Origin of the sequence: Streptomyces sp. NPDC006923, assembly GCF_040635655.1 — a bacterium.
In the GTDB taxonomy this organism is placed as follows: domain Bacteria; phylum Actinomycetota; class Actinomycetes; order Streptomycetales; family Streptomycetaceae; genus Streptomyces.
The window spans coordinates 101,369-126,609 of record NZ_JBEYIF010000013.1 but is presented as its reverse complement, the minus strand read 5'-3'; the positions used below and the strand labels follow the sequence as shown (position 1 = coordinate 126,609).

Genomic DNA, 25,241 nt, shown 5'->3' with positions numbered 1-25,241 from the left:
GATGTCGCGACTCGGCGCACTCGGCGCCCGGCTCTACCGCGGCGAAGTCGGCTACGACTTCGTGGGCAAGCGGAAGATCTGGTACGGAATCTCGATCCTGATCACCATCACCGCCATCGTCGGACTGGCGGTGCGTGGCCTCAACATGGGCATCGAGTTCAAGGGCGGTGCGGTCTTCACCACCCCGAGCACGAGCGTCTCCGTGTCCCAGGCCCAGACGGACGCCGAGGAGGCGTCCGGACACGACGCGATCGTCCAGAGACTCGGCGACGGCAAGCTGCGGATCCAGGTCACCGAGCTGGACACCAAGCAGGCCGACGTCGTGAAGACCAAGCTCGCCGAGGAGCTGAAGGTCAAAGAGGCGGACATCAACGCCGACCTGGTCGGGCCGAGCTGGGGCGAGACCATCGCCAACAAGGCGTGGACCGGTCTCGCGATCTTCATGATCCTGGTGGTGATCTATCTCGCGATCGCCTTCGAATGGCGGATGGCGATCGCCGCGCTGATCGCCCTGATCCACGACCTCACCATCACCGTCGGGGTGTACGCCCTGGTCGGCTTCGAGGTCACCCCGGGCACGGTGATCGGTCTGCTCACCATCCTCGGTTACTCCCTCTACGACACCGTCGTCGTCTTCGACAGTCTCAAGGAGGGGTCGAAGGGCATCACCAAGCAGACCCGGTGGACATACAGCGAGATCGCCAACCGCTCCATCAACGGGACCCTGGTGCGCTCGATCAACACCACCGTGGTCGCGCTGCTGCCGGTCGCCGGTCTGCTCTTCATCGGCGGCGGTTTCCTCGGCGCCGGCATGCTGAACGACATCTCGCTCTCGCTCTTCGTCGGCCTCGCCGCCGGTGCGTACTCCTCGATCTTCATCGCCACTCCGCTCGTCGCCGACCTGAAGGAACGCGACCCGCAGATGAAGGCGCTGAAGAAGCGGGTGCTCGCCAAGCGGAACGCCGCCCTGGCCAGGGGCGAGTCGGTTGACGACGCCCAGGACGGCGAGGACGGCTTCGAGGACGACCCGGCCGCCGGGCTTCCCGGAGACGCCGCGCCCGCGGGGGCCGGCGCCGGCCCGCGTGACCGCGGCGACCGCGGCGGCCGCCCGTCGGGGAGGCGCCGGTGACGGACGCCAGCACACGGGAGCTGCTGCTCAGCCGTATCCGCGACGTCGCCGACTATCCCAAGCCGGGGGTCCTCTTCAAGGACATCACCCCGCTGCTGGCCGACCCGAAGGCGTTCACGGCGCTGACCGACGTGCTTGCCGGGCTGTGCGGGGAACACGGCGCGACCAAGGTCGTCGGCCTGGAGGCGCGCGGCTTCATCCTGGCCGCTCCGGTGGCGGTACGGGCGGGCCTCGGGTTCATCCCCGTACGCAAGGCGGGCAAGCTCCCCGGTGCGACGCTGTCGCAGGATTACGAGCTGGAGTACGGCTCCGCCGCCCTGGAGGTCCACGCCGAGGACCTCCAGCACGGTGACCGCGTCATCGTCATCGACGACGTCCTCGCCACCGGCGGTACGGCCGGAGCCGCGCTGGAGCTCGTCCGGCGGGCCGGGGCCGACGTGGTGGGCGTCGCGGTCCTGATGGAGCTGGGCTTCCTGGGTGGCCGCACCCGGCTGGAGCCCGCGCTGCGCGGGGCCCCGCTGGAGGCCCTGATCACGCTCTGACGGGTTTCTCGATACGCGCGGACGGGCATCCGGGAACAACCGGATGCCCGTCCCGCGTTGTCCAGCTCCTTCGGTCCCGGAGCGAGAGGTTGGCCCGAGGTCGATACCATGGAAGCTCCGGGCCTGACCGGGGGACCTGGATCCGCACGAGGAGCGCTCTTGCCAGACGAGGTCCAGCCACTGGCCGCCGCATCGCCCGATCAGCAGGCCGACCAGGCCGCGGCGGCGTCGCCCATGCCGCAGAACAAGGCCGCGGTCGCCGCTGACGAGAAGCCCGCGCGGACGGCCGCGGAGACCTCAGGCGCCCGGCCCGTGGACGCGCCCGCCGCCCGCCCGGCGGTGCCGGAGCGTCCCGCGATGCCCGTGACCGCCCCCAAACCGGGGCCCACCGCCGCGCCCCGCTCCGGCGGGTCCTCCAATCGGGTGAGAGCCCGGCTGGCCCGTCTCGGCGTGCAGCGGTCGTCGCCGTACAACCCCGTCCTGGAACCGCTGCTGCGGACCGTGCGCGGCAACGACCCCAAGATCGAGACCGCCACGCTGCGCCAGATCGAGAGCGCCTACCAGGTCGCCGAGCGCTGGCACCGAGGTCAGAAGCGCAAGAGCGGCGACCCGTACATCACGCACCCCCTCGCGGTGACAACCATCCTCGCCGAGCTGGGCATGGACCCGGCCACGCTGATGGCGGGACTGCTGCACGACACGGTCGAGGACACTGAGTACGGCCTGGACACCCTGCGCCGCGACTTCGGCGACCAGGTGGCGCTCCTGGTCGACGGCGTCACCAAGCTGGACAAGGTCAAGTTCGGTGAGGCCGCGCAGGCCGAGACCGTACGCAAGATGGTCGTCGCCATGGCCAAGGACCCGCGCGTCCTGGTCATCAAGCTCGCCGACCGGCTGCACAACATGCGCACCATGCGCTACCTCAAGCGGGACAAGCAGGAGAAGAAGGCCCGCGAGACGCTGGAGATCTACGCGCCGCTGGCCCACCGGCTGGGCATGAACACCATCAAGTGGGAGCTGGAGGATCTCGCCTTCGCGATCCTCTACCCGAAGATGTACGACGAGATCGTCCGTCTCGTCGCCGAGCGGGCGCCCAAGCGCGACGAGTACCTGGCCATAGTGACCGACGAGGTCCAGTCGGATCTGCGCGCGGCCCGGATCAAGGCGACCGTCACCGGCCGGCCGAAGCACTACTACAGCGTCTACCAGAAGATGATCGTCCGCGGCCGTGACTTCGCGGAGATCTACGACCTGGTGGGCATCCGCGTCCTCGTCGACACCGTCCGCGACTGCTACGCGGCGCTCGGCACCGTCCACGCCCGGTGGAATCCGGTCCCCGGACGGTTCAAGGACTACATCGCGATGCCCAAGTTCAACATGTACCAGTCGCTCCACACGACGGTCATCGGACCCAACGGCAAGCCGGTCGAGCTGCAGATCCGCACCTTCGACATGCACCGCCGCGCCGAGTACGGCATCGCCGCGCACTGGAAGTACAAGCAGGAGGCCGTCGCCGGTGCCTCCAAGGTGCGCACGGACGTGCCGAGGAACGCGGGCAAGGGCGCCGGCCAGGACACCGTCAATGACATGGCGTGGCTGCGCCAGCTCCTGGACTGGCAGAAGGAGACCGAGGACCCCAGCGAGTTCCTGGAGTCGCTCCGCTTCGACCTGTCCCGCAACGAGGTCTTCGTCTTCACTCCCAAGGGCGATGTCATAGCGCTGCCCGCGGGCGCCACCCCGGTGGACTTCGCGTACGCCGTCCACACGGAGGTCGGCCACCGCACCATAGGGGCCCGGGTCAACGGACGGCTCGTGCCGCTCGAATCGACCCTCGACAACGGTGATCTGGTGGAGGTCTTCACCTCCAAGGCGTCCGGCGCCGGCCCGTCCCGCGACTGGCTGGGCTTCGTCAAGTCGCCCCGGGCCAGAAACAAGATCCGCGCGTGGTTCTCCAAGGAGCGCCGCGACGAGGCGATCGAGCAGGGCAAGGACTCCATCGCGCGCGCCATGCGCAAGCAGAACCTGCCGATCCAGCGCATCCTCACCGGGGACTCACTGGTCACGCTGGCACACGAGATGCGCTATCCCGACATCTCGTCCCTGTACGCGGCGATCGGCGAGGGCCATGTGGCCGCGCAGGGCGTCGTGCAGAAGCTGGTGCAGGCCCTCGGCGGCGAGGAGGCCGCCAACGAGGACATCGCGGAGAGCGCCCCGCCGTCGCACGGCCGCAGCAAACGCCGCTCCAGTGCCGACCCCGGTGTGGTCGTCAAGGGTGTCGACGATGTGTGGGTGAAGCTCGCCCGCTGCTGTACGCCGGTCCCCGGAGACCCGATCATCGGCTTTGTCACCCGGGGCAGCGGTGTGTCGGTGCACCGCGCCGACTGCGTCAACGTGGACTCGCTGTCGCAACAGCCCGAACGCATCCTCGACGTCGAGTGGGCCCCCACCCAGTCCTCGGTCTTCCTGGTCGCCATCCAGGTCGAGGCGCTGGACCGGTCACGGCTTCTGTCGGACGTCACGCGCGTGCTGTCCGACCAGCACGTCAACATCCTGTCCGCGGCGGTCCAGACCTCCCGCGACCGGGTGGCCACGTCGCGCTTCACCTTCGAGATGGGCGACCCGAAGCACCTGGGCCACGTACTGAAGGCCGTACGGGGCGTGGAGGGCGTCTACGACGTCTACCGGGTCACCTCGGCGCGCAGGCCCTGACGGCGCGCCGGGGCCATGAGCCGCCGGGACCATAAACGGAGGGGCCACAAACGGAGGGGCTCCCCGTACCTGCGTGGTACGGGGAGCCCCTCCGTGGGGCGACGCGTGCGCGGCCGCGCGTGCCGCCCTGTGTTCAGCCGGTTCAGCCGCCGAACTCCTGGAGACCCTTCAGCGCCTGGTCCAGCAGCGCCTGGCGGCCCTCCAGCTCCTTGGCGAGCTTGTCGGCCCTGGCGTTGTTGCCCGCCGCGCGCGCCGTGTCGATCTGCGTGCGCAGCTTGTCCACGGCCGCCTGGAGCTGACCCGTCAGACCCTCGGCGCGCGCCCGCGCCTCCGGGTTCGTACGGCGCCACTCGTTCTCCTCGGACTCCTGGAGAGCGCGCTCCACCGCGTGCATCCGGCCCTCGACCTTGGGCCTGGCGTCCCGGGGCACATGCCCGATGGCCTCCCAGCGCTCGTTGAGGGACCGGAAGGCCGCCCTGGCCGCCTTGAGGTCCGTCACCGGCACCAGCCGCTCGGCCTCGGCCGCGAGGTCCTCCTTGAGCTTGAGGTTCTCGGTCTGCTCGGCGTCCCGCTCGGCGAAGACCTCACCGCGGGCCGCGAAGAAGACGTCCTGGGCGCCGCGGAAGCGGTTCCACAGCTCGTCCTCGGCCTCGCGCTGGGCGCGGCCCGCCGCCTTCCAGTCCGTCATCAGCTCGCGGTAGCGGGCGGCCGTCGCTCCCCAGTCCGTGGATCCGGACAGCGACTCGGCCTCCGCGACCAGCCGCTCCTTGGCCTTACGGGCGTCCTCGCGCTGCGCGTCCAGCGCCGCGAAGTGAGCCTTGCGGCGCTTGGAGAAGGCCGAGCGCGCGTGCGAGAAGCGGTGCCACAGCTCGTCGTCGGACTTCCGGTCCAGCCTCGGCAGGCCCTTCCAGGTGTCCACCAGGGCCCGCAGCCGCTCGCCGGCCGACCGCCACTGGTCGCTCCCCGCCAGCTCCTCCGCCTCGACGACCAGCGCCTCCTTGGCGTGCCGCGCCTCGTCGGTCTGCTTCGCGCGCTGAGCCTTGCGCTCCTCACGACGCGAGTCGACCGTCGAGACCAGCTCGTCGAGCCGTTTGCGCAGGGCCTCGAAATCGCCCACGGCATGGTGCTCGTCGACCTGCCCGCGAAGATGCTCGATGGCCGCGGCCGCGTCCTTCGCGGACAGGTCGGTGGTCTTCACCCGCCGTTCGAGGAGGCCGATCTCGACGACCAAGCCCTCGTACTTGCGCTCGAAATAGGCCAGAGCCTCCTCCGGAGAGCCTGCCTGCCACGATCCGACGACCTGCTCGCCCTCGGCCGTCCGCACGTACACGGTGCCCGTCTCATCGACGCGGCCCCACGGGTCGCTGCTCACAGCGCCTCCTCCACCTGATGCCCGCCAGGTGATTGGCCCCCGGGCATCATCCACAGTTCCTGGGGCGGGCAGCGCCCGCCCTGCACAACGCCAATCTAGGCGACCGGCCGCCCGGCTGTCCGCACTCAGCACGGCCGAAATTCAGAGGGTCACGCCTTGTCGACCGTGCCCTTCTCCACGGTGACCGCCTTCTTGGGCGCGCCGTCACCCGCTCCGCCGGCCACTCCGCCCGCTGCCACGGCCTTCACGGCCTTCAGACCGTCGGCGTCCATCGTGCCGAAGGGGGTGTAGGTGGGGGGCAGTTTGGTGTCCTTGTAGACGAGGAAGAACTGGCTGCCACCGGTATGCGGCTGGCCGGTATTCGCCATCGCCACCGTCCCGGCCTTGAACGTGACGGTGCCGTCCCCCGCGGCCTTGCCGAGCGCGGTCAGATTCTCGTCCGGGATGGTGTAGCCGGGACCGCCGCTGCCGTCGCCCTTGGGGTCGCCGCACTGGAGCACGAAGATGCCCTCCGTGGTCAGCCGGTGGCACTTCGTGCCGTCGAAGTAGCCCTTGTCCGCGAGCGCCTTGAAGGAGTTCACGGTGTGCGGCGTCTTCGCGGCGTCCATCGCGATCGAGATGTCGCCCTCGTTCGTCTTCAGCGCCATCGTGTACTTCGCGGTCTTGTCGACCGTCATCTTCGGCTCGGGAGCGCTGCTCTCGGTCGGCGAGGGCGACGGCGAGGGCGGCGCGGAGGGGGTCGCCTCGGCCCCGGCCTCACTCTTGCTGTCGCCGTCCGACAGACCGACCGAGGCGTACGCCGCGGCGCCCGCGGCCACCACCACGGCCAGCGCGGCCGCGATGATGGCATTGCGGCGCTTCGCCTTCTTCCGGGCCGCCTCCCGGCGCTGCTGCTGCCGCTCGAACTTCTCTCGGGCGAGCTGCCGCCGCCGCTGATCGCTGTTGACCACCGGTTCCACTCCTTTTTCATTCGTCGTCGTGCGTCGTCGTGCGTCATCGCGCGTTGTCGTGCTGTCGTGCGTCGTGATCCTGTCCGGCCCCGTACGGTATCTGGGTTGGCTGTGGAATGAGCAGCGCCGGTAGGCTCTGATCTGCTGCATTCTCCCGACGGACGACAAATAAGGACGATCGTGCTCATTGCCGGGTTCCCCGCCGGTGCCTGGGCGACCAACTGCTATCTGGTCGCCCCGGCCGCGGGTGAGGAGTGCGTGATCATCGACCCGGGCCACCAGGCCGCTTTGGGGGTCGAGGAAGCCGTCAGGAAGCACCGGCTCAAGCCCGTCGCCGTCATTCTCAGCCATGGCCACACCGACCATGTCGCCTCGGTCGTCCCGGTGTGCGGCGCCCATGACGTGCCCGCGTGGATCCATCCCGCGGACCGGTACATGATGAGCGACCCGGAGAAGGCCCTCGGCCGCTCGGTCGGGATGCCGCTGCTGGGCGAGATCGCCGTGGGGGAGCCGGACGACGTCAGGGAGCTGACCGACGGCGCCCGGCTGACCCTTGCGGGTCTGGAGTTCACCGTCGCGCACGCGCCCGGCCATACCAAGGGGTCGGTGACCTTCAGGCTGCCCGAGGGCGCCGGCGGGGACGACATCCCGCCGGTCCTCTTCTCGGGCGATCTGCTGTTCGCCGGCTCCGTAGGACGCACCGATCTGCCGGGCGGCGATCCGGCCGAGATGATCGAGTCGCTGGGCCGTGTCTGCCTGCCGCTCGACGACTCGACCGTGGTGCTGTCCGGCCACGGCCCCCAGACGACCATCGGCCGGGAGCGCGCCACCAACCCGTATCTGCGGGCTGTGCTCCCCGGGGGAAACCCCGGGACCCCTGGCGCCACCGGCTTCGGCAGCGGCTCGGACGCCGCTCCGCGACGAGGAATGTGACGCAGCGATCTCCATGAACACCTTCCAGGCCCCCAAGGGCACCTACGACCTGCTTCCGCCCGACTCCGCGGTCTATCTCGCGGTGCGGGAAGCCCTCTCCGCACCCCTGCGGAACAGCGGCTACGGATACGCCGAGACACCGGGCTTCGAGAACGTCGAGCTGTTCGCCCGGGGCGTCGGCGAGTCCACCGACATCGTGTCCAAGGAGATGTACGCCTTCGAGACCAAGGGCGGCGACAAGCTGGCGCTGCGTCCCGAGGGCACCGCCTCCGTGCTGCGCGCGGCGCTGGAGGCCAATCTGCACAAGGCCGGCAATCTGCCGGTCAAGCTCTGGTACTCCGGCTCGTACTACCGCTACGAGCGTCCCCAGAAGGGCCGGTACCGGCACTTCTCGCAGGTCGGCGCCGAGGCGATCGGCGCCGAGGACCCCGCTCTGGACGCCGAGCTGATCATCCTTGCCGACCAGGCGTACCGGTCGCTGGGGCTGCGGGACTTCCGCATCCTGCTGAACTCCCTGGGCGACCAGGAGTGCCGGCCCGTCTACCGCGAGGCGCTCCAGGGCTTCCTGCGCGGTCTCGACCTGGACGAGGAGACCCGCCGCCGTATCGAGATCAACCCGCTGCGGGTCCTGGACGACAAGCGCGCCGACGTCCGGCGCCAACTGGCCGGGGCGCCGATGCTGCGCGACTACCTCTGCGACGCGTGCAAGGCGTACCACGAGGAGGTGCGCGAGCTGCTGACCGCGGCGGGCGTGGCCTACGAGGACGACGAGAAGCTCGTACGCGGCCTCGACTACTACACCAGGACCACCTTCGAGTTCGTGCACGACGGTCTCGGCGCGCAGTCCGCGGTGGGCGGCGGCGGCCGTTACGACGGGCTCTCCGAGATGATCGGCGGCCCCGCGCTGCCGTCGGTCGGCTGGGCGCTCGGTGTGGACCGTACGGTGCTGGCGCTGGAGGCGGAGGGCATCACGCTCGACCTTCCCGGGGCCACGGGCGTCTTCGCCGTGCCGCTCGGCGAGGAGGCGCGGCGGGTGCTGTTCGGTGTGGTCACCGAGCTGCGCAGGGGCGGCGTCGCCGCCGACTTCTCGTACGGCGGCAAGGGGCTCAAGGGCGCGATGAAGAACGCCAACAGGTCCGGCGCCCGGTACACGATCGTGGCGGGCGAGCGTGATCTCGCGGAGGGCGTGGCCCAGCTCAAGGACATGGAGAGCGGGGAGCAGACGCCGGTCGCGCTCGACGCGCTGGTGACAGAGCTCACGCGGCGCCTCGGCTGAGCCCGGACACGGTGAGCGGGGCCGGGACGGTCACCGTCCGGGCCCTTCTCGGTCCTTGTGCCCCGCGAACGGTGGGCCCGGCCGGGCGTGCGGCACAATGAGGCTGCCCGTTCAGCTCACCGGATGATGGACAGCGATATGACGAGTGCAGCACTTGACGAGGTCTCCTCGGAGCAGGAGGAGCGGGGCGCCGCGCGCACGGTCGGCGCGGGCCGGGCCTTCGCGCTGCTGCTGGTGATCACCGGCGCGGCCGGGCTGCTGGCCTCCTGGGTCATCACCGTCGACAAGTTCAAGCTGCTGGAGGACCCGGGCTTCACGCCGGGATGCAGCCTGAACCCGGTGGTCTCCTGCGGGAACATCATGAAGAGCGCGCAGGCGTCGGTGTTCGGGTTCCCGAACCCGATGCTCGGGCTGGCCACCTACACCGTCGTCATCGGAATCGGTCTCGGCCTGCTGGCCGGGGCGCGCCACCGGGCCTGGTACTGGCTCGGACTCAACGCGGGCACGCTCTTCGGCGTGGGGTTCTGCACCTGGCTCCAGTACCAGTCGCTGTACAACATCAGCTCGCTCTGCCTGTGGTGCTGCCTGGCCTGGGTCGCCACGATCGCGATGTTCTGGTACGTGACGTCCCACAACGTCCGCAACCGGATCCTGCCGGCGCCCGCCTGGCTGCGCGGTTTCCTGGGCGAGTTCACCTGGGTGCTGCCGGTGCTGCACATCGGCGTCATCGGGATGCTCATCCTGACCCGCTGGTGGGACTTCTGGACCGGCTGACCGGCCCCCGCTTCTCCGGGACCGGCCGACCGGCCATGGGCGTCCGGCGGGCGTCCGCCGGGACGGCGTTGTCAGTGCGCTGGCATAGGCTTCACGCGTGGAGCCCGACCTCTTTACCGCAGCCGCCGAAGAGCGCCAGGAGAAGGACCCGTCCAGCAGCCCCCTGGCCGTCCGGATGCGCCCGCGCGTCCTCGACGAAGTCGTCGGCCAGCAGCATCTGCTGAAGCCGGGCTCGCCGCTGCGCCGGCTCGTCGGTGAGGGCAGCGGCGGCCCCGCGGGCCCGTCGTCCGTGATCCTCTGGGGCCCGCCGGGCACCGGCAAGACGACTCTGGCGTACGTGGTGTCCAAGGCCACCAACAAACGCTTCGTGGAGCTGTCCGCGATCACCGCGGGGGTCAAGGAGGTACGGGCCGTCATCGACGGCGCGCGCCGCGCCTCCGGCGGCTTCGGCAAGGACACCGTCCTCTTCCTCGACGAGATCCACCGCTTCAGCAAGGCCCAGCAGGACTCCCTGCTGCCGGCCGTGGAGAACCGCTGGGTCACGCTCATCGCGGCCACCACCGAGAATCCGTACTTCTCGGTGATCTCCCCGCTGCTCTCCCGCTCCCTGCTGCTCACGCTGGAGCCGCTCACCGACGAGGACCTGCGCAGTCTGCTGCGGCGGGCGCTCGGGGAGGAGCGCGGGCTCGGTGGCGCCGTCACCCTTCCCGGGGACGCGGAGGCGCATCTGCTGCGGATCGCGGGCGGAGACGCCCGCCGCGCGCTGACCGCGCTGGAGGCGGCGGCCGGCGCGGCGCTGGCCAAGCACGAGAAGGAGATCAGTCTCCAGACGGTCGAGGAGACCGTCGACCGGGCGGCGGTGACCTACGACCGGGACGGCGATCAGCACTACGACGTGGCGAGCGCGCTCATCAAGTCGATCCGCGGGTCCGACGTCGACGCGGCGCTGCACTATCTGGCGCGGATGATCGACGCGGGGGAGGACCCGCGGTTCATCGCCCGGCGGCTGATGATCTCGGCGAGCGAGGACATTGGTCTCGCCGATCCGACAGCCCTGCCGATCGCGGTCGCCGCCGCCCAGGCCGTGGCCATGATCGGTTTTCCGGAGGCCGCGCTCACGCTGAGCCACGCCACCATCGCGCTGGCCCTCGCTCCCAAGTCCAACGCGGCCACGACGGCGATCTCGGCCGCGCTGGAGGATGTGAAGAGGGGGCTGGCGGGACCGGTCCCGGCCCATCTGCGGGACGGCCACTACAAGGGCGCGGCCAAGCTCGGTCATGCCCAGGGCTATGTCTATCCGCACGATGTGCCGGGCGCGATCGCCGCCCAGCAGTACGCCCCTGACGCGGTGAGCGGGAAGCACTACTACGAGCCGACGCGGTACGGAGCGGAAGCGCGCTACGCGGACGTGGTCGACAGGGTGCGCGAGCGGCTGCGCGGCGACGGCGCCTGAGACGTCCCGGCGAGGCCGCTACGACGCGGCCGCGTCGAAGAGCGTGTGCATGGCCCGGCGCAGCTCGTGCACAGTGCGCACCGGCTCCGGAAAGTCGAAGCGGGCGTCGAAGCACTGGACACCGGTGAAGCGGACCCGCAGCCCGAAGCGGTCGAGGGCGACGGGGACGGCGGCCGTGCCGCCTCCGGCCGTCGCCCCGCCCCGTTCCCCGAGCAGTCGGCGCAGCCCCTGGACCTCCCCGCTGTGCGCGGCGTGCAGATGCTGGAGCAGCTCCGCCTCGTGCTCCATCAGCGGGTCGGCCACGGCGGCGGCGAAGTCCTCTGGGCGCACCGGGCCGGCGCCCCAGAGGTCGTCCACGGACGCTTCGCCCACCTCCAGCCGGAGCATCACCCGCCCGGGCTCCGACAGCGCGGGCTCCCGGGTGAGCCACCCGGAGAGCGAGGCGCGGCCCCGGATACGGTGGGGTACGGAGACGGGCGCGACATCCGTGACCTCCAGCACCGCGCTCAGCTCGTCGTCCTGCGCGTGGGCCGCGGCGCGTACGGCGGGAGAGCCGGCGGGGAACACCAGGAAGACCTCGCCCTCGGGCCCGACGGTGCGGGCGTCCGGCATCAACTGGTGGCTCCGGGCCCCGTTCAGACCTGGAATGAGCAGCACTGCCGAGCATGTACTCTGTACGAGAGTTCGTGTGCGTTCGGCTGCTGACGGCATCCGATCGATTTCAAGCCCGCTGGGACGCGGCTGACCATGAGCTGATCGGACCTCCGTCGATTCGGTGCCCTGCGCGGTGCCGTGACTGTCTGTGATGCGCGTGGTGTTCCCAGGGCGAGACATGCGATCTCCTTTGAGTAAGGTGAGCCTAACCTAACCTACAACGGAGGTCTGGAGAACGTGCCTAACCAGTCGCGTCCCAAGGTCAAGAAGTCGCGTGCGCTCGGTATCGCGCTGACGCCCAAGGCTGTCAAGTACTTCGAGGCCCGTCCCTACCCGCCGGGTGAGCACGGTCGTGGACGCAAGCAGAACAGTGACTACAAGGTCCGTCTGCTGGAGAAGCAGCGCCTGCGCGCCCAGTACGACATCAGCGAGCGCCAGATGGCCCGCGCCTACGACCGCGCCAAGAAGGCCGAGGGCAAGACGGGCGAGGCCCTGGTCGTCGAGCTCGAGCGCCGTCTCGACGCGCTGGTCCTGCGGTCGGGCATCGCCCGCACCATCTACCAGGCCCGCCAGATGGTCGTCCACGGTCACATCGAGGTCAACGGCGGCAAGGTCGACAAGCCGTCCTTCCGTGTCCGTCCCGACGATGTCGTGATGGTCCGCGAGCGCAGCCGTGAGAAGGTCCCCTTCCAGGTCGCGCGCGAGGGTGGCTACGACACCGACGGCGAGACCCCGCGCTACCTGCAGGTCAACCTGAAGGCCCTGGCGTTCCGCCTGGACCGTGACCCGCAGCGCAAGGAGATCCCGGTCATCTGCGACGAGCAGCTCGTCGTCGAGTACTACGCCCGCTGACGCGGCGCGCGGACTCACCAGCGCTTCAGCCCGCCGCTTCCCCGCCCTTCCGGGTGGGGGAGCCGGCGGGCTTCCGCTTGTTCCGGGCGGGCCGGCGCGCGCCGGAGGCCGGCGCCGGGGCCGGGACGGCAGGCTGTCCGCCGAGCGCCCTGCGGACGGCCGCGGCCGCGGAGAGCCCGCGCCCCTCGCTCGCGTACGCCTCGTACCGCTCCCGGCCGAGCAGCTCACCGGCCCGCCGCCGGCACAGCGCGCGCGGCGCACCGAAGTAGCCGGAGCCGAACAGCGGGACGCCGACCGGTTCCCACAGCCGGGTCGCGGCTCCCTGGAGGACAGCGGCCTCGGCCGGATCGCCCTCGCTCGCCGTCACCAGCGCCATCAGCTCGACCGCCAGCACCAGCCCGACCAGGTCGTTGAAGGTGTGGTGGATGGTGATGGACTCGGCGACCAGGGCACGTGCCCCGGCGTACTCCGCGCGGGTCCAGGCCGCGTAGCCCAGCACATAGAGGGCGTACGCCCTGGCCCAGCGTTCGCCGCTGTCCTCGCAGACCTCGCGGACCTCAGAGCACAGGGCGACCGCCGCGTCCAGATCGCCCTGGAAGACCAGTGACATGGCCAGTTCGGCCCGGCCCATCAGCACATTGCTGTTGAGTTCTCCCAGCTCCTGGTAGGCGGCGAGCGCCGAACGCAGCAGCCGTTCCGCCCGCGGCATGTCGTCGGAGAGCAGCGCCAGACATCCCAGCCGGTGCACGGCGTAGGCGTGCGCGTGCGCGTTGCCGGTACGGGCCGCCTCCTCCCGGCACTCGTACAGCGCGCCCACCGCCGCCGGGCCGTCGCCCTGGAGGACCGCCACATATCCCAGGACCCACAGCGCCTTCAGCCGTGCCTCGTCGGAGGGGGTGTCCAGCGCGAGGGCCCGCTCCAGCCAGTGCCGTCCCTCGGTGAGCCGGCCGCAGCCGGCCCAGTAGAACCAGAGCGTGCCCGCCAGATGCTGGCCCAGCCGGGCCTCACCGGGCGTCTCCAGACAGAGTTCGAGCGCCGCGCGGAGATTGGGCAGCGCGCTGTCCGTGCCGACCGCGACCTGCGCCTGGCGCGGGCCGAACCAGTCCAGCTCGTACCAGGTCACCAGGCCCATGTACCAGTCGCGATGGCGCCGGCGCATCCGTCCGGTGTCGTCCAGGGCGTCCAGCCACCCGGCGCCGTAGGCCCTGACCGTGTCCAGCATCCGGTAGCGCACCCCCGCCGGTGTCTCCTCGCGGACCAGCAGGGACTGGCTGATCAGCTCGGCGATCTCGTCGACGACGCTCTCGGACGGCAGTTCGGGACCGCCGCAGACATACTCGGCCGCCTCCAGTTCGAACGGCCCGGCGAAGACCGACAGCCGTGCCCAGAGCAGCCGTTGCGGCGGGGTGCAGAGCTCATGGCTCCAGCCGATCGCCGTCCTGAGCGTCCGGTGGCGCGCCGGCGCGTCCCGCCGGCCCTCGGTGAGCACCCGGAACCGGTCGCCGACGCGGTCGAGCACCTGCTCCACGGAGAGCGCGGGCAGCCGTCCGGCCGCCAGTTCCAGGGCGAGCGGGAGGCAGTCGAGCCGGCGGCAGAGCTCCCGTACGGCGGGGCGCTCGGCGTCGGCGGGCCCGAAGCCGGGCAGCACGGAAGCCGCCCGCTCGGTGAAGAGCAGGAGCGCGTCCTCGTCCGTCATCGGCGCGAGCGGGAAGGGCAGCTCACCCTCCACCCGCAGCGTCCTGCGGCCCGCGGCGAGCACCCGCAGCCCCGGTGCGCGGCGCAGCAGTTCGGCCACCAGCGCGGCGCACTCGTCGACGAGCCGCTCGAAGCCGTCCAGGACGAGCAGCAGCCGGCGCGGGGCGAGATGGTCGGCCAGCACCCGGCGGGGCGGTCTGCTGCTGTGGTCGGTCAGTCCGAGCGCGTCGGCGAGGGCGTGTTCCAGCAGCCCGGGGGCGCGCAGCGTGGACAGGTCGGCGAACCAGACCCCGTCGCAGTAGCGTTTCTTCGCCAGGTGGGCCGCCCGGACGGCCAAGCGGGTCTTGCCGACCCCGCCGACTCCCACCACCGTCACCAGCCTGGACCGGCCGAGGCGCTCCGTCAGCGCGGACAGCTCCTCCGCGCGCCCCACGAAAGGGCTCAGCTCGACGGGGAGATTGCCCGGGACCGGGGGAGGCCCGTCGGAGGAAGGGCCGGAGCGGAAGGAACGGCGCATGGCACACGCAGAGTACTCATCCGGCAGCACTCCGTACAATCTCGCGGTCGCCCCCGGTTCCGGCGGAGGGTAATGCGGTACGGGACGCGACCGCCGGCGCGATAGGGTCGGAGGACGACTTTCCAGTCGCCTTCCAGAGGACCGTCAACGATCAGGGAGCGGTGCGGCGTGACCGGTGGAGAGGTTGCCGGGATCCTGGTGGCCGTGTTCTGGGCGATTCTGGTCTCCTTCCTGGCCGTGGTGCTGGTGAGACTGGCCCAGACGCTCAAGGCCGCCACCCGGCTTGTGGCGGATGTGACGGAACAGGCCGTTCCGCTGCTCGCGGACGCGTCCGCGACCGTCCGCTCCGCACAGACGCAGCTCGACCGGGTCGACGCCATCGCGACGGACGTCCAGGAAGTCACCTCCAACGCCTCGGCGCTGTCCACGACGGTCGCCTCGACCTTCGGCGGACCCCTGGTGAAGGTGGCGGCATTCGGCTACGGCGTACGGCAGGCCCTGGGACGCAGGAGCGCACCGGCCGCCGGTGCGCCCCGCCGCACGGTGGTCGGCCGCACGGTGCCGGCGGCCCGCCGCAGGAAGAAGGGCTGACGCAGCGATGTTCCGCCGTACGTTCTGGTTCACCACAGGCGTGGCCGCAGGCGTCTGGGCCACCACCAAGGTCAACCGCAAGCTCAGGCAGCTCACCCCGGAGAGCCTCGCCGCCCAGGCGGCGGACAAGGCGCTCGAAGCCGGGCACAAGCTGAGGGAATTCGCTGTTGACGTCAGGGCGGGGATGGCGCGGCGCGAGGCCGAGCTGGGAGAGGCGCTGGGCCTGGAGGCACCCGCCGACCCCGCGCTTCCGGCGCCCCGGCGTATCGCCGCCATCGAGCAGACCGCTCACCCCAGGACCAAGAACTCCTACAACCCGCACAACCGGAATGAGGACCACTGATGGAGTCGGCTGAAATCCGCCGCCGCTGGCTGAGCTTCTTCGAGGAGCGCGGGCACACCGTCGTCCCTTCGGCGTCGCTCATCGCGGACGACCCGACTCTGCTGCTGGTCCCGGCGGGCATGGTGCCCTTCAAGCCGTACTTCCTCGGCGAGGTCAAGCCGCCGTTCCAGCGCGCCACCAGCGTGCAGAAGTGCGTGCGTACGCCGGACATCGAAGAGGTCGGCAAGACCACCCGGCACGGCACCTTCTTCCAGATGTGCGGCAACTTCTCCTTCGGGGACTACTTCAAGGAAGGCGCCATCAAGCTCGCCTGGGAGCTGCTCACCGGCTCGGTGGCGGACGGCGGCTTCGGCCTGGAGCCCGAGAAGCTCTGGATCACCGTCTACCAGGAGGACGGCGAGGCCGAACGCATCTGGCGTGATGTCGTGGGCGTACCGGCCGAGCGCATCCAGCGTCTCGGCATGGGCCCCAACTTCTGGTCCATGGGTGTGCCCGGACCCTGCGGCCCGTGCTCCGAGATCAACTACGACCGGGGCCCGGAGTTCGGCGTCGAGGGCGGCCCCGCCGTCAACGACGAGCGCTACGTGGAGATCTGGAACCTGGTCTTCATGCAGTACGAGCGCGGCGAGGGCACCGGCAAGGACGATTTCGAGATCCTCGGTGACCTGCCGTCCCAGAACATCGACACCGGTCTCGGTCTCGAACGCCTCGCCATGATCCTGCAGGGCGTGCAGAACATGTACGAGATCGACACCTCGATGGCGGTCATCGACAAGGCCACCGAGCTGACCGGGGTGCGCTACGGCGCCGACCACGCCTCCGACGTCTCGCTGCGGGTAGTCACCGACCACATGCGTACGTCCGTGATGCTCATCGGTGACGGTGTCACGCCCGGCAACGAGGGCCGCGGCTATGTGCTGCGCCGCATCATGCGCCGCGCCATCCGCAATATGCGGCTTCTCGGCGCCACCGAGCCGGTCGTCGCCGAACTGGTCGACGTGGTCATCAAGACCATGGGCGACCAGTACCCGGAGCTGGAGAGCGACCGCAAGCGCATCGAGACCGTGGCCCTCGCCGAGGAGGCCGCCTTCCTCAAGACGCTCAAGGCGGGCACCAACATCCTCGACACCGCCGTCACCGAGACCAAGGCCTCCGGCGGCCGGGTCCTCACCGGCGACAAGGCCTTCCTGCTCCACGACACCTGGGGCTTCCCGATCGACCTCACCCTGGAGATGGCCGCCGAACAGGGCCTGTCCGTGGACGAGGACGGCTTCCGCCGCCTGATGAAGGAGCAGCGGGAGCGGGCCAAGGCCGACGCCAGGGCCAAGAAGTCCGGCCACGCCGACCTCTCCGCCTACCGCGCGGTCGCCGACGGCAGCGGCGCCACCGAGTTCACCGGCTACACCTCCACCGAGGGCGAATCGACCATCGTCGGCCTGCTGGTCGACGGCGTGCCGTCGCCCGCGGCCTCCGAGGGCGACGACATCGAGGTCGTGCTCGACCGCACCCCGTTCTATGCCGAGGGCGGCGGCCAGCTCGCCGACCAGGGCCGGATCAGGCTCGACACCGGCGCCGTCATCCACGTCCGCGATGTCCAGCAGCCGGTCCCCGGTGTCACCGTGCACAAGGGTTCGGTGCAGGTCGGCGAGGTGACGGTGGGCGCCCCGGTGCACGCCGCCATCGACATCACGCGCCGCCGCGCCATCGCCCGCGCCCACAGCGCCACCCATCTCACGCACCAGGCGCTGCGCGACGCCCTCGGCCCGACGGCCGCCCAGGCCGGTTCGGAGAACTCGCCGGGACGCTTCCGTTTCGACTTCGGTTCGCCGGCCGCCGTGCCCGGCACGGTCCTCACCGACGTCGAGCAGAAGATCAATGAAGTGCTCGCCCGTGAACTGGACGTCCGGGCCGAGGTCATGAGCATCGACGAGGCCAAGAAGCAGGGCGCCATCGCCGAGTTCGGCGAGAAGTACGGCGAGCGGGTCCGTGTCGTCACCATCGGTGACTTCTCGAAGGAGCTGTGCGGCGGTACGCACGTCGGCAACACGGCCCAGCTCGGCCTGGTGAAGCTGCTCGGCGAATCGTCGATCGGCTCCGGAGTGCGGCGCATCGAGGCCCTGGTCGGCGTGGACGCGTACAACTTCCTCGCCAAGGAGCACACCGTCGTCGCCCAGCTCCAGGAGCTGGTCAAGGGCCGCCCCGAGGAGCTGCCCGAGAAGATCTCCGGCATGCTCGCCAAGCTGAAGGATGCCGAGAAGGAGATCGAGAAGTTCCGTGCCGAGAAGGTCCTCGCCGCCGCCGCCGGGCTGGCCGCGAGCGCCGTCGACGTACGGGGCACCGCCCTGGTGACCGGGCAGGTCCCGGACGGCACCTCGGCCGACGATCTGCGCAAGCTGGTCCTCGATGTCCGGGGCCGTATCCCGGGCGGCCGGCCGGCCGTCGTGGCGCTGTTCACCACGGCGAACGGACGTCCGCTGACGGTCATCGCCACCAACGAGGCCGCCCGTGAGCGCGGTCTCAAGGCCGGTGACCTGGTCCGTACCGCCGCCAAGACCCTCGGTGGCGGCGGTGGCGGCAAGCCGGACGTCGCCCAGGGCGGCGGGCAGGACCCGGCCGCCGTCGGTGACGCCATGGCTGCCGTCGAACGCCTTGTCTCCGAGATCTCATGAACCGGGCTCGCGCGGTCGGAGAGACACACCGCGGGAAAGAGGTCTGACGCCGTGCGCCGAGGACGCCGTCTCGCGATCGATGTCGGTGACGCCCGGATCGGGGTCGCCTCGTGCGACCCCGACGGGATCCTCGCCACGCCGGTGGAGACCGTGCCGGGACGCGATGTCCCGGCCGCCCACCGGCGGCTGCGGCAGCTTGTCGAGGAGTACGAGCCGCTCGAGGTGCTGATCGGGCTGCCCCGGTCCCTCAACGGTGGCGAAGGACCGGCCGCCGCGAAGGTACGTGTGTTCGCCCAGGAGGTGGCCCGGGGCATCGCGCCGCTGCCGGTACGGCTGGTCGACGAGCGCATGAGTACGGTGACGGCCGGTCAGGGACTGCGCGCCTCGGGCGTCACGTCCAAGAAGGGCCGGTCCGTCATCGACCAGGTGGCGGCGGTCGTCATCCTCCAGAGTGCGCTGGAGGCCGAACGGGTCTCTGGAAGTGCTCCCGGTGAGGGCGTCGAAGTGGTCATCTGATCGCGATACGGTAACGTTCCGCGCGATGCGGTGGTGTTTCGAACAGCCGCCGCACAATGAAGAGGCGAACGACCGCCGTGTCACTGCGCTCGGCGACGCCGCCTCGCGGCTCTAGGGGATCGATGACTGACTATGGCCGGGGCCCCGGCTCCGCACCGTGGCACCCCGAGGATCCCCTGTACGGGGACCAGGGGTGGGGAGCACAGCAGCCCACAGACGGCCATGCTCCCTACGGCGGGCAGCCGCAGCAGCACTATCCGCCGCAGCAGCATCCCCAGACCCAGGGGCAGTACGGGGCAGGTCAGGACCCGTACCAGCAGGCTTACCAGCAGCCGCAGTACGACGGGAACGGCGTGCCGCAGCACGGTGGGCAGCCGGGATACGACCCCCAGCAGTACGTCGATCCCCAGCAGCAGCCTCAGCAGGCCCAGGCGCAGGCGCAGGCGCAGGCCCAGGCCCAGGCCCAGACACTGCATCAGCAGCAGCAGCAACATCAGCAGCAGCAGTATGTCGACCCCCAGTACAACGGCGGCTGGGACACCGGCCAGCAGGCGACGATGCCCTACGCCGGAAACGCTGTGCCCCCTTATGAGGCGCAGCAGGGCGGCGCCTATGGGGAGAACCAGGACTATTACGGCACTCCCGACGCGTTTCCGCCGCCTCAGCCGCCCGGTCGGCGGCAGCCCGAGCCCGAGCCGGAGACCGAGTGGGACGCCGATCCGCAGAAGGAGGAGGACCATCCCTTCTTCACTGGTGACGAGGGCCGCGACGACGACGGCGAGCACGACGGCGACCCGGGCGTGGACCGGCGCGGCAATGGCCGTGAGCGCCGCGGCAAGACGAAGAAGAAGAGCCGCAACGGCTGCGCGTGCCTGTTCCTGACGGTGGTGCTCGCGGGCGGTGTCGGTGGCGTCGGCTACTTCGGCTACCAGTTCTGGCAGGCCAAGTTCGGCGCGCCGCCGGACTATTCGGGCAAGGGCTCCGGCTCGGTCCAGGTCGAGATTCCCCAGGGGGCCGGCGGCTACGAGATCGCCGCGATCCTGGTCAAGAACGGTGTGGTGAAGAGTCAGGGCGCCTTTGTGGCCGCCCAGCGGGGCAACCCCAAGGGCAACATGATCCAGGCGGGCGTCTACTCGCTCAGCAAGGGCATGTCGGCGGCGAACGCCGTGACGCAGATGCTCAAGCCCAGCAGCCGCGAGTCCCTGATCATCCCTCCGGGCACACGCAACGTCGTCGTCTACAAGCAGATCGACAAGCGGCTCGGTCTTCCGGAGGGCACCACCCAGGGGGTCGCCAAGGAACAGGCCGCGAATCTCGGTCTGCCGGCCTGGGCCAGGAACCACCCGTCGGTCAAGGATCCGCTGGAGGGCTTCCTCTATCCCGCGAGCTATCCGGTCGCGAAGGGGACAAAGCCGGAGGCCGTCCTCAAGAAGATGGTCGCTCAGGCGAACGCGGAGTACACCCGGCTCGACCTGGCGGACAACGCCAAGCGGCTCGGCCTCGAAAGCCCGTGGGAACTGGTCACCGTCGCCAGCCTTGTCCAGGCGGAGGGCAAGACGCACGAGGACTTCCGCAAGATGGCCGAGGTCGTCTACAACCGTCTCAAGCCCACCAACACCGAGACGAACCAGCTCCTCCAGTTCGACTCCGCCTTCAACTACCTCAAGGGCCAGAGCAAGATCGCGATCAGCGAGTCCGAGATCAACAGCAACAAGGACAAGTACAACACCTACACCCAGAAGGGCCTCACCCCCGGGCCCATCGGCAACCCGGGCAACGAGGCGCTGGCCGCGGCCCTGGATCCGACGGAGGACGGCTGGCTGTACTTCGTGGCGACCGACGGAAAACACAAGACCGAGTTCGCCAAGACCTATGCCGAATTCCAGACGCTCAAGGAAAAGTTCAATGACCGTCAGGGCACAGGCTGAGGCGCGCAGGGCGGCCGTCCTCGGGTCGCCCATCGCCCACTCCCTCTCCCCGGTGCTGCACCGCGCCGCGTACGCGGGTCTCGGGCTCACCCACTGGTCGTACGACCGCTTCGAGGTGGACGAGGCCGGGCTCCCCGGCTTCTTCGCGAAGCTGGGCGACGACCGCTGGGCCGGGCTGTCGCTGACCATGCCGCTCAAGCGGGCGGTCATACCGCTGCTCGACGAGGTGACCGAGACCGCGGCGGCCGTCGAGGCCGTCAACACGGTCGTCTTCGGTGACGACGGCCGGCGGGTGGGGGACAACACCGACATCCCCGGCATGATCGCCGCGCTGGGCGAGCACGGTGTGGACACGGTGGAGTCCGCGGCCGTCCTGGGCGCGGGCGCGACCGCGTCCTCGGCGCTCGCGGCGCTCGCCCGGATCTGCACGGGGCCCGTCACGGCGTATGTGCGCGGTGAGACCCGGGCGGCCGAGATGCGCGGCTGGGGCGAACGGCTCGGTGTCGACGTCCGTATCGCCGGCTGGGCCGACGCCGCCCTGGCCTTCGAGGCGCCGCTGGTGATCGCCACCACCCCGGCCGGTGCCACCGACGAGCTGGCCCTCCGGGTCCCCGGGCGTCCCGGCACACTCTTCGACGTGCTGTACCACCCCTGGCCCACGGCCCTCGCCGCCGCCTGGTCGGCCCGGGGCTGTCCGGTCGTCGGCGGTCTCGACCTGCTGGTGCACCAGGCGGTGCTCCAGGTCGAGCGGATGACGGGACGCTCGCCGGCGCCGCTCGCGCTGATGCGGAAGGCGGGCGAAAAGGCGCTCGAAGCGCGATAGATCCCGTCCCGGCCGGTTTGCCACACCGTGCGACGGCTGTCCCCGGCCCCGGCACGCCGTCCGCCGGTTGGACCGGAGGCCGGGCCGCGCCATGGGCGTGGGAGGATCGGAGATGGCGGGCCAGGGCCGCGCACCCGGTCGCGCCACTGCAGTTCCAGGCGCGAGGATGAGGAGCACCGTTGAGCAGGTTGCGCTGGCTGACCGCAGGGGAGTCGCACGGCCCCGCACTCGTCGCGACGCTGGAGGGTCTTCCCGCGGGCGTACCCATCACCACGGAGATCGTCGCGGACCACCTGGCCCGGCGGCGCCTCGGCTATGGGCGCGGCGCGCGGATGAAGTTCGAGCGTGACGAGGTCACCTTCCTCGGCGGTGTCCGGCATGGCCTGACCATGGGATCGCCCGTCGCGATCATGGTGGGAAACACCGAGTGGCCCAAGTGGGAACAGGTCATGGCGGCCGATCCGGTCGATCCCGCCGTCCTGGCCGAGCTGGCCCGCAACGCGCCGCTGACCCGGCCGAGGCCCGGCCACGCCGATCTCGCGGGGATGCAGAAGTACGGCTTCGACGAGGCCCGGCCGGTCCTGGAGCGCGCCAGCGCCCGGGAGACCGCGGCCCGGGTCGCGCTCGGCGCCGTGGCGCGGTCGTATCTCAAGGAGACGGCCGGGATCGAGATCGTGTCCCATGTGGTCGAGCTGGCCGCCGCCAAAGCGCCCTACGGCGTGTACCCCGTGCCGTCCGACGTGGCGAAGCTGGACGCCGACCCGGTGCGCTGCCTGGACGCGGACACGAGCGAGGCGATGGTCGCCGAGATCGACCAGGCCCACAAGGACGGCGACACCCTCGGCGGTGTCGTGGAGGTGCTGGCTTACGGAGTGCCGGTCGGCCTCGGCTCGCACGTCCACTGGGACCGCCGGCTCGACGCACGCCTGGCAGCCGCGCTGATGGGCATTCAGGCCATCAAGGGCGTCGAGATCGGTGACGGCTTCGGTCTGGCGCGGGTGCCGGGATCCCAGGCGCACGACGAGATCCTCGCGACCGACGAAGGCGTCAGGCGTGCCTCCGGCCGCTCCGGCGGTACCGAGGGCGGTCTGACGACGGGTGAGCTGCTGCGGGTACGGGCCGCGATGAAGCCCATCGCCACCGTGCCCCGCGCGCTCGCCACCATCGACGTGGCCACCGGTGAGGCCGCGAAGGCCCACCACCAGCGCTCGGACGTCTGCGCCGTGCCGGCCGCCGGCATCGTCGCCGAGGCCATGGTCGCGCTGACCCTCGCGGACGCGGTCGCCGAGAAGTTCGGCGGCGACAGCGTCCCGGAGACGCGCCGCAATGTCCGCTCGTACCTCGACAACCTCCAGATCCGATGAGCGCGGACAGCGGACCGGCCATTGTGCTGGTCGGCCCGATGGGGGTCGGCAAGTCCACCGTCGGTGAGCTGCTCGCCGCACGTCTCGGCACGGGCTTCCGGGACAGCGACGCCGACATCGTCGCCGCGCGGCAGAAGTCGATCTCCGACATCTTCGTCGACGAGGGCGAGCCGCGCTTCCGTGAGCTGGAGCGGGAAGCGGTACGGCTCGCGGTCGCCGAGCACACGGGCGTCCTGGCCCTCGGCGGCGGCGCCATCCTCGACGCCGCCACCCGCGAACTGCTCACCGGGCTGCCCGTCGTCTACCTGTCGATGGAGGTCGGTGAGGCGATCAAGCGCGTCGGGCTGAACACCGCGCGCCCGCTGCTCGCCGTCAACCCCCGCCAGCAGTGGAAGCTGCTGATGGAGGCGCGCCGCCATCACTACACCGATGTGGCCCGGGTGGTGGTCGCGACCGACGACCGCTCGCCGGAAGAGGTCGCGGAGGCCGTCCTCGACGCCCTGGAGCTGAAGCACCTTCCGGGGACCGCCGCACCGGCGGCCGGTACCGAGGACCCCCGGACCGCCGACAAGGAGAACCACGCATGACGGACCAGGCAGTCACCCGTATCCAGGTCGGCGGCACGGCAGGGCACGACCCGTACGAGGTGCTGGTCGGCCGGCAGCTCCTCGGCGAACTGCCCGCGCTCATCGGCCCGAAGGCCAGACGGGTCGCCGTGCTGCACCCGGAGGCGCTCGCCGGGACGGGCGAGGCGCTGCGCCAGGACCTCGCGGAGCAGGGGTACGAAGCCGTCGCGATCCAGGTGCCCAACGCGGAGGAGGCCAAGACCGTCGAGGTCGCCGCGTACTGCTGGAAGGCGCTCGGCCAGACCGGCTTCACCCGCACCGACGTGATCATCGGCGTCGGCGGCGGGGCCACCACCGACCTGGCCGGGTTCGTCGCCGCGACCTGGCTGCGCGGAGTGCGCTGGATCGCCGTACCGACGACCGTGCTCGCCATGGTCGACGCGGCGGTGGGCGGCAAGACCGGCATCAACACCGCCGAGGGCAAGAACCTCGTCGGCGCCTTCCACCCGCCGGCCGGGGTCCTCTGCGACCTGGCCGCGCTGGACTCGCTGGGCGTCCACGACTACGTCAGCGGCATGGCCGAGATCATCAAGGCGGGGTTCATCGCCGACCCGGCGATCCTCGATCTGGTCGAGGCCGACCCGGCGGGCGCCCGTACCCCCGCCGGCACGCACACCGCCGAGCTGATCGAGCGTTCTATCCGGGTCAAGGCCGAGGTCGTCTCCAACGACCTGAAGGAATCCGGGCTGCGCGAGATCCTCAACTACGGCCACACGCTGGCGCACGCCATCGAGAAGAACGAGCGCTACAAGTGGCGGCACGGCGCCGCCGTCTCCGTCGGCATGGTCTTCGCCGCCGAGCTGGGCCGTCTCGCCGGCCGTCTCGACGACGCCACCGCCGACCGGCACCGCTCCGTCCTGGAGTCCGTCGGGCTGCCGCTGACCTACCGGGGCGACCAGTGGCCCCGGCTGCTGGAGACGATGAAGGTCGACAAGAAGTCCCGCGGCGACCTGCTGCGCTTCATCGTGCTGGACGGTCTCGCCAAGCCGACCGTGCTGGAGGGGCCCGACCCGGCCGTGCTGCTCGCGGCGTACGGGGAGGTGTCCGCGTGACCCGCCGGGTCCTCGTCCTCAACGGGCCCAACCTCGGCCGTCTCGGGTCGCGTGAGCCCGATGTCTACGGCGCGACCTCGTACGCCGGGCTGGTGGACACCTGCCGCACGCTGGGCAAGGAACTCGGCTTCGACGTCGACGTACGCGAGACGAACGACGAGGGAGAGCTGATCCGCTGGCTCCACGAGGCCGCGGACAGTGCGATTCCGGTCGTTCTCAACCCGGGCGCCTTCACCCACTACTCGTACGGAATGCGGGACGCTGCGGCCCAGCGCACCGCGCCCCTCATCGAGGTGCACATCTCGAATCCGTACGCCCGTGAGGAGTTCCGGCACACCTCGGTGGTCGCGGCCGTCGCCAGCGGAACGGTCGCGGGCTTCGGAATCGGCTCGTACCGGCTCGCCCTGCGGGCCCTCGCCGAGGAACTGACCGGCTGACCGGGCACCTGGAAGGGACCCCGGCCGTTGCCGTGG

22 protein-coding genes are annotated in these 25,241 nt (G+C 70.7%); 18 read left to right on the top strand and 4 right to left on the bottom strand.

Annotated elements, in window-relative coordinates; translation table 11 throughout:
• Position 1 precedes the first annotated feature (1 nt).
• The 3 genes from secF (at position 2) to ABZ707_RS24890 (ending at position 4,380) form a co-directional block, all read left to right on the top strand.
• Positions 2 to 1,129, top strand: a complete 1,128-nt coding sequence (gene secF, locus ABZ707_RS24900) for a protein translocase subunit SecF (RefSeq protein ID WP_360179019.1) — start codon at positions 2 to 4, stop codon at positions 1,127 to 1,129.
• Positions 1,126 to 1,671, top strand: coding sequence for an adenine phosphoribosyltransferase (locus tag ABZ707_RS24895; RefSeq protein ID WP_360179017.1), 546 nt, complete (start codon positions 1,126 to 1,128; stop codon positions 1,669 to 1,671). The genes secF and ABZ707_RS24895 overlap by 4 nt, the downstream gene beginning before the upstream one ends.
• 159 nt (positions 1,672 to 1,830) lie before the next feature.
• Positions 1,831 to 4,380: a RelA/SpoT family protein gene (locus ABZ707_RS24890; RefSeq protein ID WP_360179015.1), complete on the top strand. Its 2,550-nt coding sequence runs from the start codon at positions 1,831 to 1,833 to the stop codon at positions 4,378 to 4,380.
• A gap of 142 nt (positions 4,381 to 4,522) precedes the next feature.
• On the opposite strand, the gene ABZ707_RS24885 is transcribed toward ABZ707_RS24890, so the two are convergent.
• Positions 4,523 to 5,752: a DUF349 domain-containing protein gene (locus ABZ707_RS24885; protein ID WP_360179013.1), complete on the bottom strand. Its 1,230-nt coding sequence runs from the start codon at positions 5,750 to 5,752 to the stop codon at positions 4,523 to 4,525.
• Positions 5,753 to 5,901: 149 nt separating this feature from the next.
• Positions 5,902 to 6,702: a peptidylprolyl isomerase gene (locus ABZ707_RS24880; protein ID WP_360179011.1), complete on the bottom strand. Its 801-nt coding sequence runs from the start codon at positions 6,700 to 6,702 to the stop codon at positions 5,902 to 5,904.
• A 180-nt stretch (positions 6,703 to 6,882) separates the two neighbouring features.
• Here ABZ707_RS24880 and ABZ707_RS24875 point away from each other — a divergent pair, with 180 nt between their 5' ends.
• The 4 genes from ABZ707_RS24875 to ABZ707_RS24860 all read left to right on the top strand — a co-directional run bounded on the left by ABZ707_RS24875 (position 6,883) and on the right by ABZ707_RS24860 (position 11,138).
• Positions 6,883 to 7,635: an MBL fold metallo-hydrolase gene (locus ABZ707_RS24875; protein WP_360179009.1), complete on the top strand. Its 753-nt coding sequence runs from the start codon at positions 6,883 to 6,885 to the stop codon at positions 7,633 to 7,635.
• A gap of 13 nt (positions 7,636 to 7,648) precedes the next feature.
• Positions 7,649 to 8,911 (top strand): histidine--tRNA ligase, encoded by a 1,263-nt coding sequence (gene hisS, locus ABZ707_RS24870; protein ID WP_360179007.1) that lies wholly within the window; start codon positions 7,649 to 7,651, stop codon positions 8,909 to 8,911.
• A gap of 138 nt (positions 8,912 to 9,049) precedes the next feature.
• On the top strand, positions 9,050 to 9,685 hold the full coding sequence (locus ABZ707_RS24865) for a vitamin K epoxide reductase family protein (protein ID WP_360179005.1): 636 nt from the start codon (positions 9,050 to 9,052) through the stop codon (positions 9,683 to 9,685).
• A 97-nt stretch (positions 9,686 to 9,782) separates the two neighbouring features.
• On the top strand, positions 9,783 to 11,138 hold the full coding sequence (locus ABZ707_RS24860; RefSeq protein WP_360179003.1) for a replication-associated recombination protein A: 1,356 nt from the start codon (positions 9,783 to 9,785) through the stop codon (positions 11,136 to 11,138).
• 18 nt (positions 11,139 to 11,156) lie between these two features.
• On the opposite strand, the gene ABZ707_RS24855 is transcribed toward ABZ707_RS24860, so the two are convergent.
• On the bottom strand, positions 11,157 to 11,849 hold the full coding sequence (locus ABZ707_RS24855; protein WP_360179001.1) for a DUF2470 domain-containing protein: 693 nt from the start codon (positions 11,847 to 11,849) through the stop codon (positions 11,157 to 11,159).
• Positions 11,850 to 12,029: 180 nt separating this feature from the next.
• On the opposite strand from ABZ707_RS24855, the gene rpsD reads away from it, so the two are divergent.
• Positions 12,030 to 12,644, top strand: coding sequence for a 30S ribosomal protein S4 (gene rpsD, locus ABZ707_RS24850; protein ID WP_161311511.1), 615 nt, complete (start codon positions 12,030 to 12,032; stop codon positions 12,642 to 12,644).
• Between the two features lie 25 nt (positions 12,645 to 12,669).
• On the opposite strand, the gene ABZ707_RS24845 is transcribed toward rpsD, so the two are convergent.
• The gene (locus ABZ707_RS24845; protein ID WP_360178998.1) at positions 12,670 to 14,856 is read right to left on the bottom strand and encodes an NACHT domain-containing protein; all 2,187 of its coding nucleotides are present in this window, start codon (positions 14,854 to 14,856) and stop codon (positions 12,670 to 12,672) included.
• A 168-nt stretch (positions 14,857 to 15,024) separates the two neighbouring features.
• Here ABZ707_RS24845 and ABZ707_RS24840 point away from each other — a divergent pair, with 168 nt between their 5' ends.
• From ABZ707_RS24840 to aroQ, 10 genes are all read left to right on the top strand, one after another.
• Positions 15,025 to 15,447: a DUF948 domain-containing protein gene (locus ABZ707_RS24840; RefSeq protein ID WP_360178996.1), complete on the top strand. Its 423-nt coding sequence runs from the start codon at positions 15,025 to 15,027 to the stop codon at positions 15,445 to 15,447.
• Positions 15,448 to 15,454: 7 nt separating this feature from the next.
• Positions 15,455 to 15,790: a hypothetical protein gene (locus tag ABZ707_RS24835; protein ID WP_360178994.1), complete on the top strand. Its 336-nt coding sequence runs from the start codon at positions 15,455 to 15,457 to the stop codon at positions 15,788 to 15,790.
• On the top strand, positions 15,790 to 18,459 hold the full coding sequence (gene alaS / locus ABZ707_RS24830) for an alanine--tRNA ligase (RefSeq protein WP_360178992.1): 2,670 nt from the start codon (positions 15,790 to 15,792) through the stop codon (positions 18,457 to 18,459). Before ABZ707_RS24835 ends, alaS begins: the two co-directional genes overlap by 1 nt.
• 51 nt (positions 18,460 to 18,510) lie before the next feature.
• Positions 18,511 to 18,975, top strand: a complete 465-nt coding sequence (gene ruvX, locus ABZ707_RS24825) for a Holliday junction resolvase RuvX (protein WP_360178990.1) — start codon at positions 18,511 to 18,513, stop codon at positions 18,973 to 18,975.
• Positions 18,976 to 19,097: 122 nt separating this feature from the next.
• Positions 19,098 to 20,903, top strand: a complete 1,806-nt coding sequence (gene mltG, locus ABZ707_RS24820; protein ID WP_360178988.1) for an endolytic transglycosylase MltG — start codon at positions 19,098 to 19,100, stop codon at positions 20,901 to 20,903.
• On the top strand, positions 20,881 to 21,726 hold the full coding sequence (locus tag ABZ707_RS24815) for a shikimate dehydrogenase (protein ID WP_360178986.1): 846 nt from the start codon (positions 20,881 to 20,883) through the stop codon (positions 21,724 to 21,726). The genes mltG and ABZ707_RS24815 overlap by 23 nt, the downstream gene beginning before the upstream one ends.
• 179 nt (positions 21,727 to 21,905) lie before the next feature.
• Positions 21,906 to 23,090, top strand: coding sequence for a chorismate synthase (gene aroC / locus ABZ707_RS24810; RefSeq protein WP_360178983.1), 1,185 nt, complete (start codon positions 21,906 to 21,908; stop codon positions 23,088 to 23,090).
• Positions 23,087 to 23,677 carry a shikimate kinase gene (locus tag ABZ707_RS24805; protein ID WP_360178980.1) on the top strand — a complete coding sequence of 197 codons (591 nt, stop codon included), beginning with the start codon at positions 23,087 to 23,089 and terminating at the stop codon, positions 23,675 to 23,677. The genes aroC and ABZ707_RS24805 overlap by 4 nt, the downstream gene beginning before the upstream one ends.
• Entirely contained in the window at positions 23,674 to 24,768 is a 1,095-nt protein-coding gene (gene aroB / locus ABZ707_RS24800; RefSeq protein ID WP_360178977.1) for a 3-dehydroquinate synthase, read from the top strand. Before ABZ707_RS24805 ends, aroB begins: the two co-directional genes overlap by 4 nt.
• On the top strand, positions 24,765 to 25,205 hold the full coding sequence (gene aroQ / locus ABZ707_RS24795; RefSeq protein ID WP_360178974.1) for a type II 3-dehydroquinate dehydratase: 441 nt from the start codon (positions 24,765 to 24,767) through the stop codon (positions 25,203 to 25,205). Before aroB ends, aroQ begins: the two co-directional genes overlap by 4 nt.
• Positions 25,206 to 25,241 lie beyond the last annotated feature (36 nt).

Coding starts and splice junctions, on each gene's coding strand:
- secF (WP_360179019.1), top strand. CDS start 2: ATGTCGCGACTCGGCGCACTCGGCGCCCGGCTCTACCGCGGCGAAGTC.
- hisS (WP_360179007.1), top strand. CDS start 7,649: ATGAACACCTTCCAGGCCCCCAAGGGCACCTACGACCTGCTTCCGCCC.
- ABZ707_RS24865 (WP_360179005.1), top strand. CDS start 9,050: ATGACGAGTGCAGCACTTGACGAGGTCTCCTCGGAGCAGGAGGAGCGG.
- ABZ707_RS24855 (WP_360179001.1), bottom strand. CDS start 11,849: ATGCCGTCAGCAGCCGAACGCACACGAACTCTCGTACAGAGTACATGC.
- ABZ707_RS24845 (WP_360178998.1), bottom strand. CDS start 14,856: ATGCGCCGTTCCTTCCGCTCCGGCCCTTCCTCCGACGGGCCTCCCCCG.
- ABZ707_RS24835 (WP_360178994.1), top strand. CDS start 15,455: ATGTTCCGCCGTACGTTCTGGTTCACCACAGGCGTGGCCGCAGGCGTC.
- alaS (WP_360178992.1), top strand. CDS start 15,790: ATGGAGTCGGCTGAAATCCGCCGCCGCTGGCTGAGCTTCTTCGAGGAG.
- mltG (WP_360178988.1), top strand. CDS start 19,098: ATGACTGACTATGGCCGGGGCCCCGGCTCCGCACCGTGGCACCCCGAG.
- ABZ707_RS24815 (WP_360178986.1), top strand. CDS start 20,881: ATGACCGTCAGGGCACAGGCTGAGGCGCGCAGGGCGGCCGTCCTCGGG.
- ABZ707_RS24805 (WP_360178980.1), top strand. CDS start 23,087: ATGAGCGCGGACAGCGGACCGGCCATTGTGCTGGTCGGCCCGATGGGG.
- aroB (WP_360178977.1), top strand. CDS start 23,674: ATGACGGACCAGGCAGTCACCCGTATCCAGGTCGGCGGCACGGCAGGG.